17 protein-coding genes and 1 tRNA gene are annotated in these 22480 nt (G+C 57.8%); 12 read left to right on the top strand and 6 right to left on the bottom strand.

All coding sequences use genetic code 11. The annotated features are described in order from the left end of the window. Window positions 1-210: 210 nt before the first annotated feature. The 4 genes from ACWJJK_RS01065 to ACWJJK_RS01050 form a co-directional block, all read right to left on the bottom strand. Window positions 211-585, bottom strand: coding sequence for a hypothetical protein (locus ACWJJK_RS01065; protein WP_434110502.1), 375 nt, complete (start codon window positions 583-585; stop codon window positions 211-213). A 153-nt stretch (window positions 586-738) separates the two neighbouring features. Then, a complete protein-coding gene (locus tag ACWJJK_RS01060) occupies window positions 739-1239 on the bottom strand; it encodes a GNAT family N-acetyltransferase (protein ID WP_168183851.1) in 501 nt (166 codons plus the stop codon). Next, a complete protein-coding gene (locus ACWJJK_RS01055; RefSeq protein ID WP_077730733.1) occupies window positions 1233-1607 on the bottom strand; it encodes a GIY-YIG nuclease family protein in 375 nt (124 codons plus the stop codon). The genes ACWJJK_RS01060 and ACWJJK_RS01055 overlap by 7 nt, the downstream gene beginning before the upstream one ends. A gap of 6 nt (window positions 1608-1613) precedes the next feature. Continuing rightward, window positions 1614-2372, bottom strand: coding sequence for a Nif3-like dinuclear metal center hexameric protein (locus ACWJJK_RS01050; protein ID WP_454129030.1), 759 nt, complete (start codon window positions 2370-2372; stop codon window positions 1614-1616). 220 nt (window positions 2373-2592) lie between these two features. On the opposite strand from ACWJJK_RS01050, the gene ACWJJK_RS01045 reads away from it, so the two are divergent. The 12 genes from ACWJJK_RS01045 to ACWJJK_RS00990 all read left to right on the top strand — a co-directional run bounded on the left by ACWJJK_RS01045 (window position 2593) and on the right by ACWJJK_RS00990 (window position 20667). Further along, complete coding sequence (locus ACWJJK_RS01045) at window positions 2593-4149, top strand: glucan biosynthesis protein (RefSeq protein ID WP_156880150.1); 1557 nt, start codon at window positions 2593-2595, stop codon at window positions 4147-4149. A gap of 43 nt (window positions 4150-4192) precedes the next feature. Next, a complete protein-coding gene (locus ACWJJK_RS01040) occupies window positions 4193-6325 on the top strand; it encodes an ATP-binding protein (RefSeq protein WP_156880151.1) in 2133 nt (710 codons plus the stop codon). Next, complete coding sequence (locus tag ACWJJK_RS01035) at window positions 6300-6686, top strand: response regulator (protein ID WP_086134668.1); 387 nt, start codon at window positions 6300-6302, stop codon at window positions 6684-6686. The genes ACWJJK_RS01040 and ACWJJK_RS01035 overlap by 26 nt, the downstream gene beginning before the upstream one ends. Continuing rightward, the gene (locus ACWJJK_RS01030; protein WP_077730728.1) at window positions 6683-8023 is read left to right on the top strand and encodes a sigma 54-interacting transcriptional regulator; all 1341 of its coding nucleotides are present in this window, start codon (window positions 6683-6685) and stop codon (window positions 8021-8023) included. Before ACWJJK_RS01035 ends, ACWJJK_RS01030 begins: the two co-directional genes overlap by 4 nt. A gap of 621 nt (window positions 8024-8644) precedes the next feature. Next, window positions 8645-10045 carry a diguanylate cyclase domain-containing protein gene (locus ACWJJK_RS01025; protein WP_168175436.1) on the top strand — a complete coding sequence of 467 codons (1401 nt, stop codon included), beginning with the start codon at window positions 8645-8647 and terminating at the stop codon, window positions 10043-10045. Window positions 10046-10346: 301 nt separating this feature from the next. Next, the gene (locus ACWJJK_RS01020) at window positions 10347-11219 is read left to right on the top strand and encodes an HDOD domain-containing protein (RefSeq protein WP_077730726.1); all 873 of its coding nucleotides are present in this window, start codon (window positions 10347-10349) and stop codon (window positions 11217-11219) included. Between the two features lie 130 nt (window positions 11220-11349). Next, on the top strand, window positions 11350-12156 hold the full coding sequence (locus tag ACWJJK_RS01015; RefSeq protein WP_156880153.1) for a TIGR01458 family HAD-type hydrolase: 807 nt from the start codon (window positions 11350-11352) through the stop codon (window positions 12154-12156). Between the two features lie 35 nt (window positions 12157-12191). Next, the gene (gene guaD, locus ACWJJK_RS01010; protein WP_156880154.1) at window positions 12192-13493 is read left to right on the top strand and encodes a guanine deaminase; all 1302 of its coding nucleotides are present in this window, start codon (window positions 12192-12194) and stop codon (window positions 13491-13493) included. A 132-nt stretch (window positions 13494-13625) separates the two neighbouring features. Beyond that, window positions 13626-16766 (top strand): cation-translocating P-type ATPase, encoded by a 3141-nt coding sequence (locus tag ACWJJK_RS01005; protein ID WP_156880155.1) that lies wholly within the window; start codon window positions 13626-13628, stop codon window positions 16764-16766. Next, window positions 16763-17950: a methionine adenosyltransferase gene (gene metK, locus ACWJJK_RS01000; protein WP_077730722.1), complete on the top strand. Its 1188-nt coding sequence runs from the start codon at window positions 16763-16765 to the stop codon at window positions 17948-17950. The genes ACWJJK_RS01005 and metK overlap by 4 nt, the downstream gene beginning before the upstream one ends. A 130-nt stretch (window positions 17951-18080) precedes the next feature. Then, the gene (locus ACWJJK_RS00995) at window positions 18081-19190 is read left to right on the top strand and encodes a GNAT family N-acetyltransferase/peptidase C39 family protein (RefSeq protein WP_086134663.1); all 1110 of its coding nucleotides are present in this window, start codon (window positions 18081-18083) and stop codon (window positions 19188-19190) included. 1 nt (window position 19191) lies between these two features. Next, window positions 19192-20667, top strand: a complete 1476-nt coding sequence (locus ACWJJK_RS00990; RefSeq protein WP_077730720.1) for a RimK family protein — start codon at window positions 19192-19194, stop codon at window positions 20665-20667. 34 nt (window positions 20668-20701) lie between these two features. Here the strand turns inward: ACWJJK_RS00990 and ACWJJK_RS00985 are convergent. Continuing rightward, a tRNA-Thr gene (locus ACWJJK_RS00985) sits at window positions 20702-20777 on the bottom strand. Window positions 20778-21228: 451 nt separating this feature from the next. Then, window positions 21229-22473, bottom strand: a complete 1245-nt coding sequence (amoB, locus tag ACWJJK_RS00980; protein ID WP_086132855.1) for a bacterial ammonia monooxygenase, subunit AmoB — start codon at window positions 22471-22473, stop codon at window positions 21229-21231. Window positions 22474-22480: the final 7 nt, after the last annotated feature.

Raw genomic sequence — 22480 nt, 5'->3', positions numbered from 1 at the left:
GTCCTCATGTTATTTGGGGACGACGGTTTCCGAACCGCTCCCGCCTATGGTGCATCCGTCCATTAGCTGCTACTTTGAAAAGATGGAACGTATGTCACGTAAGACGGCGGACCAGAGTCGACAGTTTAATCAGCTCATCGTTAGGAGGAGATCATTATGAAAACAACTTTGAAATGCATCGCTGCCGCATTGTTGATTTCTCCGATTTGTTCAACCGGCTTCGCCGAACAACACGCGTCTCAACAGTCTACCGGTCAGCACCAAATGGGTGGCATGGGGGGTATGGGTGGAATGATGGGGGGCATGGGCGGCATGATGGGAAACATGACCGAGGAACAACGAGAACAGCACATTCGGCAAGCCCAGGATCACATGCTGAAAATGCACGAACTCATGAACCAGATCATCGCCGCCAAAGACGACAAAGAACGGGAGCGACTGAAAGAAGAACAACGGAAACTCATGCGAGAACACCACGCGCAGCATCAGCAAATGATGCAGCAGCACATGCAGCAGATGAGACAGCATGGCGGCGGTCAAATGCAGCAAGGCGGACCGATGCAGGGCGGCCAACAGATGCAGCACGGAACTCCCGCGCAATAACGAGCGGCTGACGACAATAGGGTTGCAGCTAAAGCAACCGTTTGTGATTCGGAATCCAAAAGCCAAGGATGGCGTCGGCCCAGCTCACATCTCGGTGCTCTGGATGCCCAGTTGCTTAGCCGCGGACCGCCCGCTTCAATCAAGCGTACAGCACATCACGTAGTCATCGTAATAGAAACCATCGCCGCCTTCGGCTATTTCTGCGCGGACGATGACGAAACCGGCCCGAAGATAGGCACGGACTGCCCTATCGTTCTTCCTGAACACGTAAAGATAAATCTCGCGGGCCCCTAAGCGCGCCGCGACGGCCTTGACGTGCGCCAGCGCGGACGCGCCGTATCCCCGCCCGTGAAATTGCGGCAAAAGATAAAGCTTGTTGAGCCGCATACGCATCTGCTCCAGATGGTGGTGATAAGCGAGAAAACCGACCATTTCACCGTCCAGCATGATCCGTTCGTAAACGACTCCGCGCTCCATTTCGCTTCGTATCGCTTCAGGCCGATACATGCGATTCCAAAAATGCTCGATCTCATCCTGGGTCAGCACGTCCGGATAATAATGGCGTCGCCATATATCCAGAGCCATTTCGGCGATGGCTTCGGCATCTTCGGGTTGGGCAGAAACGATGCTCAGCATGGCTCCCCAACAGTCTCTCCGGCCGCTCGATACTTGAGGTGACTGCCGCAACCCGATCGGCAATCGCCGGCTCCGAAGCGGTTGACGATAACGCGACCTGCGGTGCGACGATTGACCTCGCATTCGGACGCGTCAAACCTTAGCACGTCCACGACATCGACGCCGGAAGCGGCCAATAAATAGTCGATATGCCAGCGCAGCCGTTTGCTCTTGGCCAAATGCCGCGTGATTCTCGCTTCGAAGTTACGTTTCGCGCTCCCGGTATAAATGTAACGGCCTGTGGGAAAATCGAAGGTGCCGAGTTGCCCTATCCGGATTCGGAGGTTTTCGGAGACGTGAATCAGTAACTGGTAGGTCGAAAACGCCATGATCGATCATGCCGGATTGTCGCTGGGAATGAAGAAACACTCGACATCGAAAGTATCCTGCACCCTTTCCATCAAGGCTTGAACGCCGAAGCGTTCGGTAGCGTTGTGGCCGCCCGCGTACATGTGCATTCCGGCCTCTTGCGCCTCGTGCCAGTCGTGTTCGCTCATCTCGCCGGTGACGTAGGCATCGAGCCCGTCTTGCAAGGCCAAGGGCCAATCCCGGTTCGCACCGCCCGTAATGATCCCGCACGACCGAACAATCGCTCTTTCATCGGGGGTTGCGAACAGCACCGGATGGTCGAGCACCGCGCCCAATCTGTCCCGCAATGCGGCGGCGCTTAGCGGCTCGGCAAACACTCCCTTGATGCCGGTCGGGCAACGTTGGTAATCACCGAAAGATTGCTGCTCGCCAAGACCGATGGCCCGCCCCAGGCTGGCGGCATTGCCCACTTCCGGATGGGCATCGAGCGGGAGATGATAAGCGAACAGGCTGACATGGTTGCGCACCAGCGGGAAAACGCGCCGGGCGAAAGGGCCGGTCAGGGTTTTCGGGCCATGGAACTTCCAGAAGAGTCCGTGGTGCACGATCAGCGCTTGAGCGCCTCGTTCCGCCGCAGCGAATGCCGAGTGCGCCGTAGCCGAAACGGCAAACGCGATACGCTCGATCCGCTCGCTCCCTTCGATTTGCAGGCCATTGGGGCCGTAGTCCGCGAAATCCTGCGGTTTTAAGAGTTCTTTCAAGAATGCTTCCAAATCATCTCGCATCACCATTGGCACGCCCCCATCTTTGACTGGCCCTCCTGCGTTCTCGATTCTGCAAACCGCTGCCGTCAGCGGCGGCCGTGCTCCCCATGATAGCGCTATTAGCTCAGCCCGAGGGAAGCTACCGCATTCTTCATCAGGCGCATACGGGCTTTCTGGGCTCTGGACGTAAGGTCGGAAGATCGTTAGATTGCGTACCTTCATTTCTCATTGATGTAACAGCATGATGACTCGAAGAGACTTATTGGCGCGTTTGCTGACTCTGGCGGCATGGGGGGTGCTCAGCCCGGCGGCGCTTTATACGCCTCTCGCGGAAGCTAAAGGCAAAGCAGGACCCAAGCCATTCAGCAAGGCATGGCTTATCGAGGAAGCGAAGCGGCTTTCCCGGAAACCTTTCGATCCGCCCAAAGAAAAATTGCCGGCCTGGATCGCCAATCTGGATTGGGATGACTACCAATCGATCCGCTTCAAAACCAAGCATTCGATCTGGGCCAAGCAAGATCTGCCGTTCCAAGCAAGACTTTTCCACCTTGGCTTGTTCTTCAAACACCCCGTCGAGATCTACGAGGTCGTCCACGGCGTGGCTGAACCCATAGAGTATTCGACCGACCTGTTCGAGTTCGGGTCGAAACTCGAAAGGCCCCGAAAAGTCGGCGACATCGGTTTTGCCGGATTCCGCGTCAATGCCGAGCCGGACTTCGAACGCGATATGTTCGCCTTCCTCGGGGCGAGCTATTTCCGCGCCGTCGGCGGCACCAAGCAGTACGGCCTGTCGGCGCGCGGATTGGCCGTCGACACTGGGCTGCCGCGCCCCGAAGAATTTCCCGAATTCCGCCGTTTCTGGCTGGAGAGGCCGTCGCCCAAGGCCGAGTTCGTAACCATCCACGCGCTGCTCGACAGCCCCAGCGTCACCGGCGCGTACACCTTCGAAGTCAATCCGGGGGATACGACGGTCATGGAAATCGAAGCCCACTTATTTCCGCGCGAATCGATCGAGCGGATCGGCATAGCCCCGTTGACATCCATGTATCAGCACGGCGAGAACGACCGCCGGGTGTCCGACGACTTCCGCCCGGAAATCCACGATAGCGACGGGTTGGCCTTATGGGCCGGCACCGACGAATGGATTTGGCGCCCCCTGGTCAACAGCCCTGTGGTGCGCGTCAATTCGTTCGTGGACAACAACCCAAAAGGATTTGGTCTGTTGCAGCGGGATCGCAACTTCGACCATTATCTGGACGATGGCGCCAACTACCATCTACGTCCTTCCGCTTGGGTGGAACCGCTCGATGGGTGGGGTCGAGGTGCCGTGCAGTTGGTGGAGATCCCGACGGCTGACGAGACCTTCGACAACATCGTCGTTTTTTGGAGTCCGGAGGAACTATTCCAGCCGGGCCAGGAGCGAGTATTCAAATATCGATTGCACTGGGGCGAGCCGCCGGTCAGTTCCCGTGCAGCCAAGGTGGTTGCCACCCGTATCGGAGCAGGCGGCATTCCCGGACAAAAGAACCGCATTCCATCTCGCAAGTTCGTCATTGACTTCGAAGGCGGCCGGCTGAGCGACCTGCCGGAAACCGCCAAGGTCGAGCCGATCATTACAACCTCCCGTGGACAAATCAAGGAGCCGGCGGCACGTCCGCTGAGGGGCACCAACGCCTGGCGCTGCAATTTTGACTTGATAAGCGACGGCAGCGAGCCGGTCGACTTACGTTGCTATCTTCGGGACGAACTGGGCGCGCTGACCGAAACCTGGCTTTATCAATGGACGCCGGCGGCATAAAAAGCGGCGGCGCACTAAATCCTGATCCAAATCCATACCGAACTTGCACAAACGTATTGAACTTGAAAATCAACCCGCGCCGGGCGGCTTTTTCGAGGCCGGTTTCGTGCTGACCGCCGTGTTGCGGCCAAACGGCGTGGTCGCGGAAGTGAACCGCGCAGCCTTCGAATCCGTTTCGGTCGGTCGGGGAGCGGCTGTAGGCAAGCCGTTCTGGCAGGGCCCCTGGTGGTACGACGATCCCGCCAAACAGCAGGAAATCCGGGAAGCCATCGCCCGAACCGCCGCAGGTGAAACCATACGGCTCATTACCACGGTACGCAGTGCTGGAAACCATTGGCTACAGGTCGATCTGTCACTGCGGCCGGTGCGGGACGATACCGGCCGGGTGGACTGGATCTTGGCCGAGGCGGCCGGCGGTTACGACAGCCGCGCCGCCCAGGACGAACTGTACCGGCTCAATCGGGAGCTGGAAGAGCGCATCGCCGAGCGCACCGAGCTGATGCGGTTGATGATCGAGTCCTCCGCGGAAGCGGTAGTCACCATTGACCGGCATGGCATCATCAAGGAATGGAACGGAGCGGCCGAACGCATTTTCGGTTGGCCACGCGATCAAATGATCGGCGGCCGACTGTCCGAATTCATTATTCCGCATCGCTACCGGGAGGCTCACGAGGCCGGTTTGAAGCGCTTCCTCGCCACGGGACAAGGCACCGTACTCAACCGGACCATCGAGCTCTCGGCTCTCAATAGCGCCGGCGAGGAATTCCCCATCGAACTCTCGGTGTGGCCGGTACGCTGCGCGGAAGGGTATCGCTTCAGCGCCTTCCTGCGCGACATCACCGAGCGCAAGCGGGCCATGCAGGGCGCTGCGGAAACGGCGGAGCGGGCGCTCCGCTTCCGCACGGTGCTGTTCGAACTGGCGCGCATGGATAAGACCGATTACAAGGGGTCGCTCCTGCGCATCCTCAGAACCGCGGCCTACACCTTGGGTCTGGGGCGAATGGTATTCGGCCGCTTCGAAGAGCGCGAGGACGACGTGGCTCTGCGGCCGGAAATCATCTATCGCGCCGAGTCCGACGATACCGTACCGGAATCGGAACTCGGCGGTTTCGGGATGAGCGGATATCCGCAGTACTATGCCGCCATCATTTCCAACCGGCCGGTGGTGGCCAATGACGCCTGGACCGATCCGGCAACCGTCGAATTCCGCGACCATTACCTGGCACCCCTGGGGATCACCTCCATGCTCGACGTCCCGGTATGGCTGGACGGGCGGGTCGTGGCGGTGGTTTGCCACGAGCACATGGGAACTGCGCGTACATGGACCGCCGAGGAAGTCGGTTTTGCCCTGTCCATCGGCAATTTGGTGGCGCTCACCCTCGAAGCCGCAAACCGGACCCAGGCGGAAGCGGACCTTCGCCAGGCCGAGGCCGAAGTGCGGAAAGCGTTGGCGCGGGAGCAGGAACTCAACGAACTCAAATCCCGCTTCGTGTCCATGACCTCCCACGAATTCCGCACGCCCCTGACCGCCATTCTGTCCTCCACCGAACTGCTGGAAGCCTATGGCGAGCGCCTCGCCTCGGATAAGAAGGCCGAATTGCTCGGTATGATCAAAACGGCCGTCAAGAATATGACCCGAATGCTGGAAGAGGTGTTGTTCATAGGCAAGTCCGATACCGGCCATCTGCAATTCAATCCGCAGCCGACCGATGTGGACGACTTCTGCGAGCAATTGCTCAAGGAGGTAAGAACCGGGGTCGGCCGGGAACACGACATCGAGTTCACCGCGACCGGGCATCCCGCGCCGGCCTTGGTTGACACCCACCTCTTGCGCCAAATCATCCTGAATCTGATCAGCAACGGCGTCAAATTTTCGCCCAAGGGGTCCACCGTCAGTCTGGTCTGCACCCGCGACGCCGCGGGGCTCGTTTTCGAAGTAGCCGACCGGGGGGTCGGCATCCCGCCGGAAGACCGGGCGAATCTCTTCAATACCTTTCACCGCGCCCGCAATGTCAACAATATCCAGGGTACGGGGTTGGGACTCGCCATCGTCAAGAAATGCATAGAGCTGCACGGCGGCGACATTACCTACACCAGCGAATTGGGAAAAGGAACCCGGTTTCTGGTACGGATACCGTTAAGGGGGGAGCATGATGAAAACAATCCTTGTGGTTGAAAACGATCCGGCACTGAGGATGCTGACGTCGCAGTTGCTGGAACTGGAAGGCTATAAGGTAATCCAGGCGGAAAACGGCCGGCTCGCACTGGAGGCCATCGCGGCCGAACCGCCGGACCTGGTGCTGTGCGATCTTCTGATGCCCGAATTGAACGGTTGGGAGGTCCTGCGCCAGTTGATGCGGAGTCCCGAAACGGCCAACATTCCCCTGGTTTTCCTAACGGCCAGCGCCGCGCCCAGCGAACGGGAAGCCTGTTTGAGCGAGGGCGCCTCCGGCTTCATCATCAAGCCATTTCAACACGCCGAACTGCTGCAGACGATCCGCAGTCTCCTGGTCGGCCCCGCGGGGTCGCAGCCATGAGACAAAGGCCGGAAATCCTGATCGTGGATGACGACCCTGCGCTGCTCAAGCTCCTGGCCATGCGCCTTGACCTCGAAGGCTTTGCCGTCATCGAGGCCGGCAGCGGCGAGGAGGCCCTGGCGAAAACGGCCACCCATCGGCCGAAGCTGGTGATTACCGATGTCCAGATGGGCGGCATGGATGGCCTGACCCTGTTCGACTCCCTGAAGCACATCCATCCGGCCCTGCCGGTCATCATTCTCACCGCCCACGGTTCCGTTTCCCATGCGGTGGACGCCGTACGGCGGGGCGTGTTCGGCTATTTGTCCAAACCGTTCGAGGCCGAGGCCTTGCTGGCCGAAGTGGAGCGAGCCTTGGAGCAGAGCGGGGCGCCCCCCGAATTCGACTGGTCGGACACCATCATCACCCGCAATGCCGGGATGGAAGCCGTGCTCACCGAAGCGCGCATGGTCGCCGCTCAGGATGCCAGCGTACTGATCACCGGGGCCTCCGGCACCGGCAAGGAACTGATGGCAGAGGCCATACACCGCGCCAGTCCCAGAGCGCAGAAACCGTTCATCGCCGTCAATTGCGGTGCGATCCCGGAAAATCTCCTGGAATCGGAACTGTTCGGTCACGTCAAAGGTGCCTTCACCGGCGCCGTCCGCGATCACAAGGGGCTGTTCCTAGCGGCTCAGGGCGGGACGGTCTTCCTGGATGAGATCGGAGACATGCCGCTGCCGCTGCAAGTGAAGCTCCTCCGCGTTCTTCAAGAGCGCACGGTGCGGCCGGTCGGGGCCTTGCAAAGCGTGCCGGTGGACGTGCGGATCGTCTCCGCAACCCATCGCAATCTGGAAAAGGAAATCGCCGAAGGGCGGTTCCGGGAGGATCTGTACTACCGACTGAACGTGGTGAATCTCTGTCTTCCTTCGCTACAGGAGCGGGTCGACGACATTCCGCTGCTCACCCGGCATTTCACGGCGCAACTCGCTCGGAAATACGGCAAGACCATCAACGGCTACGCCCCGGAGGCCATGGACCTGCTGCTGACCTGCCCCTGGCCGGGCAATATCCGGCAACTCCTGAACGTCATCGAAAAAATCGTCGCCCTCGCCACCGTCGAGATCGTACCGGCTTCCCTGGTCCAACGGGCCTTGCAGCGACAGGCCGGCGAGATGGTGTCTCTGGATGACGCCAAGAAGAGCTTCGAGCGGGATTACCTCATCCGCCTGCTCAGAGTGACCCACGGCAATATCACCCATGCCGCGAGGCTCGCGAAGCGCAACCGCAGCGAATTCTATTCGCTGCTGCGCCGGCACAATCTGGAGCCGGGACAGTTCAAGGAAGATTCCGAGTGACCGTTTCCCTGTCCTGAAGAAAGAGGCGCCAAAGGAATTGCGCCTTTTCAGGAACGGTCTGCTCACGTCCGTTCATCGCGGGCTGAAGCCTGCTCCCACCCCGAGCCCCTACTTTTTTGCTACTCCACTGCCGACGAGAATTTCCCGTGCTTTCAGCCAAACAGACGGGCATCGCAAGCAACACGGTTTGTCCGCTGCCTCGGACCCCGCACGGAATTTTCACCCACCCCAGCCCAACAACCGAAGCTTCGAATCAAAGCCTCATCCATCGTTCTGCGAATACGCAGATATCGACACCGGCCAACCCAACACTGCTCGAAATACCGAACTCCTGTAGGTAATCACAGCCATCTCAAACCGGCGGAAACCGCCGCCATCTCGACCGCGATTCATACCTCTGTATGAGTAGAAATACTTATGGTGTTTCGTACTCGTCATCCCATACTACGGAAATCGGAATATCGCTGGGACGAATGCGGTTCGCTCCGCGTAATCTTTTACGGATACTGGATCGTAGGGATGAAAGGACTATCATTTCCCGTACTAAGCTGGCTTCCTTGGATGGCGGGCCTTTTTGTGCTTATTGCTCCTTCGCTTCCAATACTCGGAAACGAAGGATTTTTGCGTCTTGACGGAGGCGCTTTCGAAAATTTTCAGCTTTTGGGCTTCGTCGGGCCGCTGTCGCTCATCGCATTGCTTGCCATTCTTGGCAAACGCTTCACAAAAACAAGACAAATTCCCCCACCTTCCCGGGAAGATCTCGAAACGATTCTGGAATTGTCACCTGCCGCCATCTGCGTGACTGAAAAGACCAGCCTACGTTGCGTCTATGCCAATCGCGCCGCTTGCGACTTACTCGGCCACCGGTTCGGAGAGCACAGTGAAATCGATGTCGAAGCCGTGATTGTAGAGGACTGCTCCGCTCAACTGTTACGCCTGGACGCGCTGACGTCCGGCGATATCGCGCGAAGCACGCTGAAAGTGAGGCACAAAAACGGAAACATCTTAACGGTCGATGTCAGCGTCCGGACGATCGACGACGGAAAGTTCGTGTGGTCTTTCGCCGATATCACGGAACAGAAAAACACCGAGGAGACACTCCGGAATGAAGTCCGATTCGCCGACGATCTGATAAGAAGTTTGCCCGGCATCTTCTATCTGGCGGACAAGGATGGGCGATTTCTACGCTGGAACGCTAATTTTGAAGAGATGTCCGGTTATTCGGCGGGCGAACTGAAACGTGCACACCCGCTGGATTTCGTTCCCGAAGACGACAAACACGCTTTTGTCGGGGACAATATCATCGAAATGTTCACCTCGGGACGGTCCCTCGCCGAATCGTATTTCCTGACCAAGGACCGGCAGCGAATCCCGTTTTTCTTCACCAGCACAAAAGCCAAACTGGGACAGAGCGATTGCCTTCTGGGTGTAGGCCTCGACATCACCTCGCGCAAAACCGCCGAGGAGCAGATTTACTACCTGGCGCACTATGACGCGCTTACCAGTCTCCCGAACCGGATTCTGTTCAACGACCGAATCAGCCATGCCCTGTCGTTCGCCAGCCGATATGGGCAGCAGTTTGCCGTCCTATTCGTCGATTTGGACTGTTTCAAGGAAATCAACGATACGCACGGACATAATGTGGGAGACCTCGTCCTACAGCAAGCCGCGCTTCGGATATCTCAATCGCTCCGCGAGAGCGACACGGTCGCCCGCATCGGCGGAGATGAATTTCTCGTGCTGCTTCCGGGAATTTCCGGAGCCGAGGAAGCCTGCATCGTCGCGGAAAAAATTCTGAGCGCGGTCGCTCGTCCGATCGAGGTGAATGGCTCGGAGATCGCCGTCTGCTCCAGCATAGGCATCGCGATTTTCCCCATTCACGGCACCGACAACCACAGCCTGGTCAAAGCCGCCGACGAGGCCATGTATTACGCCAAACGGACCGGCAAAAACCGTTATCATCTGAAGCGCGAGACTGCACCGCTAAGCGATTCGACCAAAAAGCTTTATCGGCATTATTAAGGGTCGCCTCTGCCGACCGACGCCAGAGCCTCGGACATGTCGATTCGTCCGGGACTGATTTGATGTCGATTTTTCACGGCTAGCGTTCATTCCAGCCTCCATAAGTCCTTCCCTTCCGCTTATCTCAACGAGCAGGACGGTTTTCTCAGGACGACTACACTTCTACAGTGCCGCCCCACAAGATAAATCAGATCTTTCTAGCCCGAGGGGTTGCGCTATTCGAGCGGAGAGTCCGCTCGAACGCCGCATTTCCGGTAAAAAAATAGTGACGCACCAGCGCCAAGAACATCAGGTTAAACCGATGACTGCCCAAACGCTCGTCAAAGAAGTAAAGACGCTCGCATCCCTGCCCGAAGTGACTCTGAGAGTGACTCAGCTCATGGAGTCTCCCGATTCGACCAATGGCGCGATCGGTGAAGTGATCGTCAACGATCCGGCCTTGACCGCAAGATTGTTGAGATTGGCGAACAGCGCTTTTGCCGGCGTGCCGCACAAGGTCGAAACGGTTTCCCAGGCGATTTCATTACTCGGTAGAGATGCCGTCCGGGATCTGGTGCTGGCGACGTCCGTGGCGAGTACGTTCAGGGGAATTCCGCCGCACTGGGTGGACATGGAACGGTTCTGGCTCAATAGCATCGCCTGCGGCGTCATTGCGCGCTCCTTGGCCTTCCGCTGCCGGATCTTCGAAAATGAACCCCTATTCATAGCCGGACTGCTGCACAAGGTAGGCAGACTGGTCTTCTACTCCTGCCGTCCCGATCAATACCGGAGCGTTCTGGAACTCAGCGAACGCGGCGAAGATGCCATCAACGAGGCGGAACAGCGAATTTTCGGCTTTACTCATGCCGAGCTCGGCGCCGAACTATTGAGAAACTGGAGACTTCCCGAACGCCTGCAAAGGGCCGTGGCACACTATTTAGAGCCCAACAAGGCTCCGGCGGATCATCGAAAAAATGCGGCGCTCATCCACGTGGCCAGCGCCCTGGCCAGCCATATCGAACCCAGCGTGAATCTGGAAGATGTGTTAAGCACCGAAAAAACGGGAGTCGACAAGGGCGCCTGGGAACTGCTCGAACTGTCCTTGGACACGGTCCCTAACATCATTCAAGATGCCTGGATCCAGACCTTCGAGGTTTTCGAAATCATCAAGCCGAGTTTCGCTGTCATACATTGACAGCCTAACGGAGATACGTAGTTTCGCGAATTCGCTTGTCATAGCGCATTCGATCGCCGGTTCTGCAATTGCGGAATAACGCGCAATACCGGACCATAAAGGCGAGCGTGGACAATCTCTCCGATATCCCATGAATTCCCAGCGCAGCTCGTCAACCGCCATTTTCTCCAACATCAAAGGCATCCTGCTCGATCTCGACGGCGTGCTATACGTTGGCTCACATACCATCGAAGGCGCTCCGGAAACCGTAAGACGTATCCGCGCAGCGGGTTATCGGCTTCGTGTCATCACCAATACCAGCACTCAGTCGCTGGCTTCGCTGCACGACAAACTGGTGAAACTGGGGTTCGACATCGAATTCAATGAAATTCTGAGTGCCCCGCAGGCGGTTCTGCGCTACCTGAAACAACGTGGCTCCCGGCCTTGCACTCTGTTACTGGCCGAAGACGTAAAACGCGACTTCGCCGATATCGCCGAAGCGGACATCGAGCAGGCGGACTATATCGTCCTTGGCGATATCGGCGAAAACTGGTCTTACAACTTGCTCAACCGAGTATTTAACCGACTGATGCAGGGTGCCAAGCTCGTCGCCGTCCACAAGAATCGATTCTGGCAAACCGAAACGGGACTTAGAATGGATATCGGCGGGTTCGTCGCGGCGCTCGAGTATTGCAGCGGCGTCGAAGCCACGGTAATGGGAAAACCGTCTCCGGATTTCTACCGGATAGCGCTGCAGGATATGGGCCTGAGAGCCGAAGAAACAGCCATCGTAGGCGACGATATCGATTTCGATATCGGCGGTGGCCAAAAAGCCGGGATGACCGGAATATTGGTCAAAACCGGCAAGTATCGGGAAAGTTATGTGAACGCCTCATCGATTCGGCCCGACAAGATCATCGATTCCGTCAACGAATTGCCGGCGCTGTTGGGTCTCTAATAGACATCACGAGGCAAAGAATCGATACGCCAGCGATGACCGATACGATACACGCCGGCACGGTCGCCCATTTGAGGGGCGATCCGTTTGCCGGAGAAAACACTCTGGAAATCATCGAGCGAGGCGCGTTGGCGATAGACCCATCGGGCCGAGTTGCCTTGCTCGGAGAACGCGATGCCGTGCTCGACGCCTTTCCGGAGAGCGAGCTTGTCGACCATGGCGATGCTTGGCTCATCCCCGGCCTGATCGATGCACATCTGCATTTCCCTCAGTTCTACGCGACCGCCGGATTCGGAAACGGTTTGCTGGACTGGCTGGAGAACACCGTCTATCCGGCCGAGGCTCGCTTTGCCGACGAATCCTTTGCCAGGGCGGCGGCGGAACAATTCATCGAGCGCCTGTTAACCTGCGGAACGACCACCGCCATGGTGTTCGGCTCTCAGTTCTACGACGCAAACCTCGCACTATTCGAGGCGGCCGAACGATCCGGCATTCGCCTGATTGCCGGCATGACCTTGATGGACCGGAACGCACCGCCGATGCTGCTGCAAACGGCGGAACAGTCTGTCAATTCGATCGAAAAGCTCATCGGATTGTGCCGGCACGCCCCACGGCTCCACTATGCCGTTACGCCCAGGTTCGCGCTGTCGTGCTCACCCGAGTTGCTGGAGCTGTGCGGTTCGCTGCTGAGAAGCCACCCGGAAAGCTACCTCCAGACCCACATCAACGAAACGCGCGAAGAAATTGCCGCGGTGCGTACCGCATTCCCCCAAAGGCGGGACTACCTGGACGTTTACGATAGCTTCGGGCTCATCACCGAACGCACGGTGCTGGCGCACAGTATCTACACCACGGAACCGGAAATGGATCGGATGGCCGAGACGGACTGCACCGTGTGCCACTGCCCCACCAGCAATTCCTATCTCGGGAGCGGCTTGTTTCCGTTACGGCGACATTTACGGCGCGGCATTCGAGTGGCGCTGGGCACGGATATCGGTGCCGGTACGCAGTTCTCCGTGTGGCGGGAACTGTCCGAAACTTATAAAGTGCAGCAGTTGCAGGACTTCTGCTTGGATGCCGGCCGGTTGCTCTATCTCGCGACCCTGGGCGGGGCAAAGGCACTCGGGCTTGAGAGTGAAGCGGGAAACTTCGAGCCGGGCAAGAGCGCCGATTTTTTCGTGCTCGATTACGAAGAAGACCAATACCTCGCTGCCCGACTAAGTCGCTGCGAAAACGCCGTAGAGCAGCTGTTCTGCCTATTGCAACTGGCGGATGAGCGTCACATAGCGTCGACCTTCGTTCATGGGCATATGGCTGCATCCCGTAACGGATCGTAGCCGCAGGGTCACATTTTGGTAACCACGCTAAGGTAAGCTCATTTTTGACGTCCGAGACCGGATACGCAGAAGCATAGTAACTTTTCATCGCGACAGGTGCCCGTCATCCCCCGTCGCGGAACGGCTTTTCCGATGAAAGATACGTTCGATCAAAGCGCCCGCCGCCAAAATCATTCCTCCCATTCGAGCCCTGTCGGACCGATCTTGATCACGCTTGCCCATCGCGGGGCTCCCGGGCGAATCCGGGTCAAGGTTCGTGGACTCTATCGCTCGGAAATCATGAAGAAGGCGCTTGAAGAACTTCCGGCCAAGAGCCGGTGGCTCGACTCGGTCAGCGCCAATCCGCTTACCGGAAGCGCCTTGGTCCGGTTCAGACTGGATCTGCCGATTGCCCTCATCATCGACGAGCTCGAACTTTGTGCCCGTAGACACTGGAAAACCAATGCCGCGATCGGCGGACCCCGGACGAAAGTCGGACACCAGGGCACGAGGCACTCCAATGCGCTCAAGATCGGCTTTTGGAAAGCCCGGCGGGCTGCTTTTGGAAAACCGCCACTCCAAATCGTCGAGAATCCGGATTTAGAGGCCCCCTCCCGCAAGCGAGTCTGGCACGCAATCGAGGACGAAGAGGTGCTGACGGCACTGGGGTCCGGACCGGACGGCTTGACCGGAAAGCTTGCCGCGGCGCGTCTTCTTCGTCACGGACCGAATACCTTGAGCCAGCAAAAACCCCGCTCGGCCATAGCGATGTTTGCGGGACAACTCATGAGTCCGCCGGTCGCGTTGCTCGGCGTGTCGGCGGTGATTTCCATCGCCACCGGAGGCGTCGCGGATGCTCTAGCCATCCTGAGCGTCGTGTTGATCAATGCCGGCATCGGCTATTTCACCGAAAGTGAAGCGGAAAAAATCATCGGTTCGCTGGCCAAGCTGACACCAACCCGGGCGCTTGCCATTCGGGATGGGGAGAAGACGGAAATAGCGGTCGAAAACGTCGTGCCCGGCGACATTCTGGTGCTCGAGCCGGGATCGTTTGTAGCGGCAGACGCACGTCTGATCGCCAGCAACCGGTTGACTGTCGACGAATCGGCGCTGACCGGCGAAAGCCTTCCTGTCGGCAAACACCACAACTATCTGGCTCCTGCGGACGCCCCTCTGGCCGATCGCAAGAATATGGTTCATCGCGGCACCGTCGTCACCGGCGGCAGCGGGACGGCCGTAGCGGTGTCGACCGGCCGCCACACCGAAATCGGCGTGATCCAATCCCTGGTTGGATCGGTCAAACCGCCGGAGACGCCGTTGCAGCGCCAATTGGACCATATGGGCACCCAGCTCGCGCTGTTTTCGGGCGGTATCTGCGCGGCGATGTTCGGCCTCGGCCTGCTGCGCGGGTTCGCCTGGCTGCAAATGTTGAAGTCCTCAATATCTCTGGCCGTCGCGGCCGTTCCGGAAGGCTTGCCGGCGGTGGCGACCACCACCCTGGCCCTCGGCATACGGCGAATGCAGCGCCACCACGTGCTGGTCCGTCAGCTGCCCGCCGTGGAAAGCCTCGGTTCGGTGAGGACCCTTTGCCTCGATAAAACCGGCACGCTGACCGAGAACCGGATGCGGGCCGTCACGATCGAAATGCCTGCAATCTCCGTCACTCGCACGAACGGCAGGTTGCTGATGAACGGAGAACCGTTCGATCTGGCTGAGCAGAATGACCTCGAACGCCTGTTCCAGATCGTATGCCTGTGCAGCGAAGTCAAGCTGGTCGAAAACGGCAGCGGGCGCCAGCTCGACGGAACACCGACCGAATCGGCTTTGGTGGAGATCGCACTGGACGCGGGCGAGGACTTCAAGGCACTGCGGGCACGGCATCCGCTCGTCAAGACGGTACATCGGGCGGAGGATCGTCCGTATATGGTCACCGTTCACAAGAACACTGATGGAAAACACTTGGTCGCGGTCAAGGGCAGTCCGACCGACGTGCTCGGGCTGTGCACCCACGGGCTCCGCGACGGCGAGTACGTAGAGCTCGACGAAACGCAGTGTGCGGCGATCATGGCACAGAACGAAGGCTTGGCCGGGCGCGCGTTGAGGGTTCTGGGCGTCGCCTTCGGATATTCCGAAGATATTGGCACCGCATCCGTAAGCCAAAACCTGGTCTGGCTAGGATTGATAGGGATGGAAGACACGGTCCGCCCCGGGATGGCCGAACTCATGGCCAAATTCCATGGAGCCGGAATCAATACCGTAATGATTACTGGCGATCAGAGCGCCACAGCCTTCTCCGTCGGCAAACGCTTGGGGCTGAACGGCGTTAAGGCTCTCGAAATCATCGACTCCACCAGCCTGGACAAACTCGACCCCGACCTGCTCGCGGGCATCGTGAATGATACGACAGTGTTCGCGCGGGTCAGCCCGGCGCACAAGCTCCGCATCGTCCAGGCGCTTCAAAAGGCCGGACACGTCGTAGCGATGACCGGCGACGGCGTCAACGACGGCCCTGCTTTAAAGGCAGCCGACGTGGGCGTGGCGCTTGGCGGGGGGGGCGCCGAGGTGGCGCGGTCCGTCGCCGATATCGTTCTGGAAGACGACAATCTGCACACCATGATCGCTGCCGTTGAGCAGGGACGAACGATTTACTTGAACATCCGAAAGAGCCTGCATTTCCTGCTTTCCAGCAACTTGAGCGAAGTCGAGATCATGCTGATCGGCACAGCGCTTGGTGCCGGCGAAGTGCTGAACCCGATCCAACTGCTGTGGATCAACCTATTGACCGACATCCTGCCCGGCCTCGGATTGGCGCTCGAGCCGCCCGAGCAGGACGTGCTGAAACAGGCGCCCCGCAGCCCAACCGAGCCAATCATCCGCCGCTCCGATGCCGCCAGATTGATGCGTGAATCACTGCTTCTCTCCGGCGGCGCCATGGCTGTTTACGGATATAGCGTTGCCCGGTATGGCTTGGGGCCAAAAGCGGGCACCGGCGCCTTTATGACTATCACGCTCGGTCAGTTGCTCCACGCCATCAGTTGCCGGTCCGAGCGCACCGGCGTGTTCGATAAGGAGAAACGGCCAACCAACCGGCTATTGAGTGCGGCTTTGTTCGGTTCAGCCGCTCTTCAAATCGGCGCGGCCTTTTTGCCTCCGTTGCGCAATTTGCTCCGACTTTCGCCCATCGGCGCCCTCGATTGGGTCGCGATCGGGGCCGGAGCAACCACGCCGTTTTTAATCAATGAGGGGATTAAACGGTTAAAAACCGACTCGCAACAAAAGGAGCGGCGATCATGAAAAAGAGCTTTTTGTTCACTTCGGAATCGGTGGCCGAAGGGCACCCCGATCGGTTATGCGACACCATCAGCGACGCGATTGTTGACCGGTTTCTCCAGCAGGATCCTTACTCTCATATCGTGACCGAATGCGCCTTGTCGAAAGGAATCGTGTTCGTCGCCGCCCGCTTTGCTTCGAAAGCGACCGTGGACATTCCGGATCTGGCGCGGCAGGTTGTCGGCGCGGTCGGTTATCGCAAGGAAGATTTCAACGCCGCCGAATGCACCGTGGTCACCAGCCTTATGGCGCAACCTCTCGATCAACGGTATGAATGGGACGAGCGGGAATTGACCGACAAGGAGCTCGACCGAATCACCGTCCGCAATCAAATCACTCAGTTCGGTTTCGCCTGCAATCAAACGACCGAGCTGATGCCGTTTCCGATTACCATGGCCAACCGCTTGGCCCGGCAACTGACCGTGGCGCGCGAGAACAAAACCGTTTCCTACTTATCGCCCGACTGTACCACGCAGGTCGGCGTGGAATTCGAAAGCGGCAGACCGAACAGGATTCACAGCATTACCCTGATCGCCGGGCCTCATGGGGGCGATCAAATCGACGCAGCCCAGCTTCGCGCCGATCTTCTCGACCACGTTATCAATCCCGCTTTTGCGAACGAATCGATTCGGCCGGACGATCAGACAGACATCTTCATCAATCCGCGCGGCACTTTCCCGAAAAGCGGCCCCGCCGCACACTCGGGCATGACCGGACGAAAGACAGCGAGTGATACCTACGGCGGTTACGCGCGGCATTCCGGATCGGCCTTGTCCGGCAAAGACCCCTGCCGTATCGACCGCGTCGGCGCCTATGCCGCACGCTACGCCGCCAAAAACGTTGTAGCGGCCGGGCTCGCCGACGAATGCGAAGTCCAGCTGAGCTACACGATCGGGCAGTCCAGGCCGGTCAGCATTCAAGTGTCGGCATTCGGTACCGGCAGCGTCGACGAAAATACGATCAAGAACAGACTCGAAGAATGCATCGATTTCCGGCTAGGAGCGATCATCCGGAAATTCGGACTTCGCTACTTGCCCGCGCAATACAAAGGGATGTTTTACCGGATGCTACCGGCACACGGCCACATGGGCGCGTCATTCACCGAACTGCCTTGGGAACGCATTGATATCGAGAGCAAGCTCCGCTGATCGGCATCAGACAAGCGCAGGCTTGTTCCCGCGCTTGACCCCGCGAGCACAATGCCCACCTATTTTCGGGTAAGATGTCGGCATACAACTGCCTAGTATCTTTTCCGACACCTATCCCCCACTACCGTTGATGATTCGCGCAGCCAACTTGGACGATCTGGACGCCCTTGTTCGGATCGAAGACCGATGTTTCGATACGGACCGTATTTCCCGGCGCAACTTCCGGTATCTCCTTACCAAGGCGAATGCGGCGACCCTCGTGGATGATCATGAAGGGGTGATTCGCGGATATTCGATGGTGCTATTCCATACCGGCACCTCGCTGGCGCGCCTGTATTCCTACGCGGTCGACCCGCCGTATCGCAGCCAGGGCATAGGCCGGACTCTGGTAATAGCCTCCGAAGAATTGGCCCTGGACCGCGAATGCGTGACCTTGCGGCTCGAAGTTCGGCGCGATAATCGACCTTCGATCAAACTGTTTGAAAATCTCGGCTATCGTTATCTGGAAAGCGTTCCCGACTACTACGAAGACCACGCCTCGGCCTTGCGGTTCGAGAAAATGCTGGCACCTCATTTGAATCCGGAACTGGCTCGGGTGCCGTATTACCAGCAGACTCTCGATTTCACCTGCGGTCCGGCATCCCTGATGATGGCCATGAAGACCCTGCAATCCGATGTAGAGCTGGACCGAAAACTCGAGTTGCGGCTATGGCGCGAATCGACCACTGTTTTCATGACCTCCGGGCACGGCGGGTGCGGGCCTTATGGACTCGCGCTTTCGGCGTTTCACCGCGGGTTCGATGTCGAGGTTTATGTCAATGATGAAGGCGCGCTTTTCATTACCTCGGTACGTGATCCAGAGAAACGGGTGGTGATGCAGGTCGTACAGGAGGATTTTTTGGATGAACTGAAAAGACTACCGGTCAAGATCGTGTATGCCGCCCTCAACTGCAATGAGTTGCAGGAAAAAATGGAGCAAGGCGGCATACCGGTTGTGCTGATCAGTTCCTATCGTCTTTATCAGGAAAAGTTTCCCCACTGGATCGTGGTGACAGGCTTCGACGAACATTATTTTTACGTGCACGATCCCTATGTCGATTATTCAGCCGGAAAGACAGCCACCGACTGCATCAACATGCCCATTCTCAAGACCGATTTTCAACGCATGGCCCGCTACGGAAAAACCGGACAAAAGTCTGTACTGATCCTTCGCAAATCAAAGTCGCGCCGGCGCCACTGATATGTCCGTCCACATCGTCGTTGTCGAGAGTCTAAAGGACTGGCAGCCGGACTATCCGCGCGTGCCCGTGGTTGCAGCCTGCGATTATTTATCGAAGGCCGAGTACCTAAAAACGAAGGATGTCCGCGTCATCAATTTGTGCCGCAGTTATCGTTACTTAAGCATGGGGTATTTTTGCTCTTTGCTGGCAGAGCCGCGCAGCCATCGGGTCATTCCGACCGTGAGAACCCTCACCAGCCTCAGCAGTAAATCCATTTACAGCCTTAACATCGAGGATCTCAACGGCATAATCCAGAAACGCTTCAAGAAGCGCGAGAGCAAAATCGATGAGACCTTCGAGCTTCCGATTTTTTTCGGTCGCTGCGAAGATCCGAATATGCAGGACCTTTCCCGGCAGATCTTCGATCTATTTCAATGTCCGTTGCTTAAAGTCGAGTTCCGCTATCAAGGCAAGTGGCATATAGACACCGTAAAGCCGATGCACCTCACGAGCTCGATGTGCGAACCGAACCGGCAACTTTTCATCGACGGACTGAACAGCTACCTCGCGAAACCATGGCGGAGGCCCCGCGCCAGGAGCACGTCGCGCTATGATCTGGCGGTGCTGCGTAATCCCGCCGAGAACATGCCGCCTTCCAATGCCGGCGCTTTGCAAAAGCTCGTCAAAGCCGGAAAAAAACAAGGGGTCGATGTCGAACTGATCGAGAAGAGAGATTACGAGCGCTTGGCGGAATACGACGCTCTATTTATTCGCGAAACCACCAATATTGATCACTACACCTATCGCTTCGCGAGAAAAGCGCAGATTGAAGGCATGGTGGTCATAGATGATCCCGATTCCATCCTGAAGTGCGCCAACAAGGTCTATTTGGCCGAACTAATGGACGCGCACCACATTCCCACACCGAAAAGCAAAATTCTCCAAAAGGGGCACGTCGAATCGATGAATGGCAACATCGGCTACCCCGTCGTCCTTAAGATCCCGGACGGCTCGTTTTCTCGGGGCGTATACAAAGCCGATGACGAGCGTGAATTTAGAACACTTTCGCAAAAACTGTTCAAGGAATCCGATCTGATCCTCGCCCAAGAATTCGTTTATACGTCGTTCGACTGGAGAGTGGGCATACTCAATGGACAACCCTTGTTCGCCTGCCAGTACTACATGTCTCGTGCGCATTGGCAAGTCGTCAGGCACCGATCGTCCGGGAAGGCCGTAGAGGGAAACTTTCGGACTTTACCAATCGAAGAGACCCCTAGCGCTGTCGTCGATACCGCGCTGGCCATCGCCAAACTGATAGGGGACGGTCTTTACGGAGTCGATCTCAAACAAACCGAGAACGGTGTCTACGTGATCGAAATTAACGATAACCCGAACATCGATGCCGGCATCGAGGATCACGTCCTCGGTGACAGACTCTATCAAATCATCATCGGCGAATTCGTACGCCGCTTAGATATCCGTCGCGAGAGCCGCTGAGCGATACCCGGATTCAAGGCAATGGATAGCGAAATGGAGCTGGCGAGAGGATTCGAACCCCCGACCGGCTGATTACAAATCAGCTGCTCTACCGACTGAGCTACGCCAGCAATAGATATGGATAAAACGGTATAAATTATATCACTAGAAGCCGGAAAGGAGTTGAAGGTTGTCTTCAGTTCATTCTGGCTCTGTCGTGAATAGAATTCAGGTAAATTACCAGCTGGTACATTTTCGGCGGTAGCGTGGGCATCATTCGGAAGCATTTAGCCGGTAATCGGCACAAGCGATGCGAAACCTATGACCCACCGAGATATAGGAACCTATAGTCTTAAGGGGAACACCCTGCCCTCATAATAATATAGAGGGATAATCAGCTGGGCCCAAATAAGCCACCTTCCGCGTTATAAGCTCTCTAGGCCGCACACAGCGCACCCGAGATCCGAATTAATCTCCGATCTAAACAAAGAAAAAAGCCCTCCTTCAGAGAAGGAGGGCTTTTCAGTGCCGACCGTCGGTCGTAAAGCCTTGAGGGCGCCGGGACCCGGCGCCCCCTTGGTCTTACATGAAGGACGGGATCAGCGGAGCGTCGATCTGGGTGACCTGACGGCCGCCCGCATCGTCAAAGAAGAACAACAGACCGGCAAAGCGGCTGTCCGGATCGTAGATGATGTCGGACAAACGATAGACTTCCCACGCCGCATCGCTGGCGGTGACGTCAATCGTCCGCGTCTCACCCGGCTGCAGCGGGCTGTTGTCGCTCACTTCAAGCCCATCGTCCGCCAACAGGTCTTCCGGATAACCGGTGGTGTCGCGGTAGACATCGCTGTCCAGGAAACGCACCGACGCGGTGTAGAACTCACCCAACCGCACCGGCTTGTTGCCGTTGTTGGTGACGGTGAGCTTCATGCGCATCGCACGGCCCGGTACCCGGTAGGTGGCGTCGGCAACCTTCACCGAAATCGTCGACTTCGGCATTTCGATCGGCTGAATGCCTCTCATGGTGCCGGCCTGCAACGGAATGGTGATCGGGTATTTGCTGTTGGCGCTCGACATCGCGAAGATCACGATCAGGATCGTCGCCGCGGCAAAGCCCATCGCCACTTTCTTGTCACCCGCCGAGACCAGCTCGTCCGCACGGCCCGCTTCCACCATCAGGTAGCGCGGCAAGAAGGCCGGACGACGGACCCAGTACACGATCCAGGCGACGCCAATGGCGTACCAGAAGAAGTGCCAGAAGTAGGTGTTGCCTTCGTTGTAGGTCTCCAGATCCACGGTCTGACCGGTCAGGGTGGTCACCGGGTTCTTGAATTCGCTCATGGAGCCTTCGATCGTGATCCACTTGCCGGGGCCGATGATCGGACCACCGCCTTCGACGTTCATCATGGTGTGCACGTGCCAGTCACCCGGACGGCGCGCTTTCAACACAACTTTGAACTCGTAGGTCTTGCCGATCTCCAAGCGCACCGAACGCGGCACCAACTGGCCACCGATGTACGATTCTTTGCGGATGAAGACCGGACCCGGAATACCGATGTTCAAGAACGCGGTATCGGGCTCGGCGACCGTTTCCGGCCAGCCTTCGAACACGTGGAATTTACCGGTGATTTCGACGGTGTCGTTGACCTTCACCTTCTCTTTCGACCAGTTCAGATCGTACCAGTGGATGGTACGCATACGCATGAACGCCGCCTGCGATTTCTCACCGTGGGCCGAGGCGCTCGGCGCGTAGAAGCTGGTCGCGGCAAACGTGGCCAGCAAACCGACCATGGACCACTTGGCGATCCTGTCTTTGAGTAGTTTCATAGGTTCT

It is taken from the genome of Methylocaldum gracile (assembly GCF_053646815.1).
This window is presented reverse-complemented; position numbering and strand designations above follow the sequence as displayed.

Coding starts and splice junctions, on each gene's coding strand:
- ACWJJK_RS01050 (WP_454129030.1), bottom strand. CDS start 2,372: ATGCGAGATGATTTGGAAGCATTCTTGAAAGAACTCTTAAAACCGCAG.
- metK (WP_077730722.1), top strand. CDS start 16,763: ATGAAAAAGAGCTTTTTGTTCACTTCGGAATCGGTGGCCGAAGGGCAC.
- ACWJJK_RS01005 (WP_156880155.1), top strand. CDS start 13,626: ATGAAAGATACGTTCGATCAAAGCGCCCGCCGCCAAAATCATTCCTCC.
- ACWJJK_RS01055 (WP_077730733.1), bottom strand. CDS start 1,607: ATGGCGTTTTCGACCTACCAGTTACTGATTCACGTCTCCGAAAACCTC.
- ACWJJK_RS01045 (WP_156880150.1), top strand. CDS start 2,593: ATGATGACTCGAAGAGACTTATTGGCGCGTTTGCTGACTCTGGCGGCA.
- ACWJJK_RS00995 (WP_086134663.1), top strand. CDS start 18,081: ATGATTCGCGCAGCCAACTTGGACGATCTGGACGCCCTTGTTCGGATC.
- ACWJJK_RS01060 (WP_168183851.1), bottom strand. CDS start 1,239: ATGCTGAGCATCGTTTCTGCCCAACCCGAAGATGCCGAAGCCATCGCC.
- ACWJJK_RS01030 (WP_077730728.1), top strand. CDS start 6,683: ATGAGACAAAGGCCGGAAATCCTGATCGTGGATGACGACCCTGCGCTG.
- ACWJJK_RS00990 (WP_077730720.1), top strand. CDS start 19,192: ATGTCCGTCCACATCGTCGTTGTCGAGAGTCTAAAGGACTGGCAGCCG.
- ACWJJK_RS01015 (WP_156880153.1), top strand. CDS start 11,350: ATGAATTCCCAGCGCAGCTCGTCAACCGCCATTTTCTCCAACATCAAA.
- guaD (WP_156880154.1), top strand. CDS start 12,192: ATGACCGATACGATACACGCCGGCACGGTCGCCCATTTGAGGGGCGAT.
- ACWJJK_RS01035 (WP_086134668.1), top strand. CDS start 6,300: ATGATGAAAACAATCCTTGTGGTTGAAAACGATCCGGCACTGAGGATG.
- ACWJJK_RS01020 (WP_077730726.1), top strand. CDS start 10,347: ATGACTGCCCAAACGCTCGTCAAAGAAGTAAAGACGCTCGCATCCCTG.
- amoB (WP_086132855.1), bottom strand. CDS start 22,473: ATGAAACTACTCAAAGACAGGATCGCCAAGTGGTCCATGGTCGGTTTG.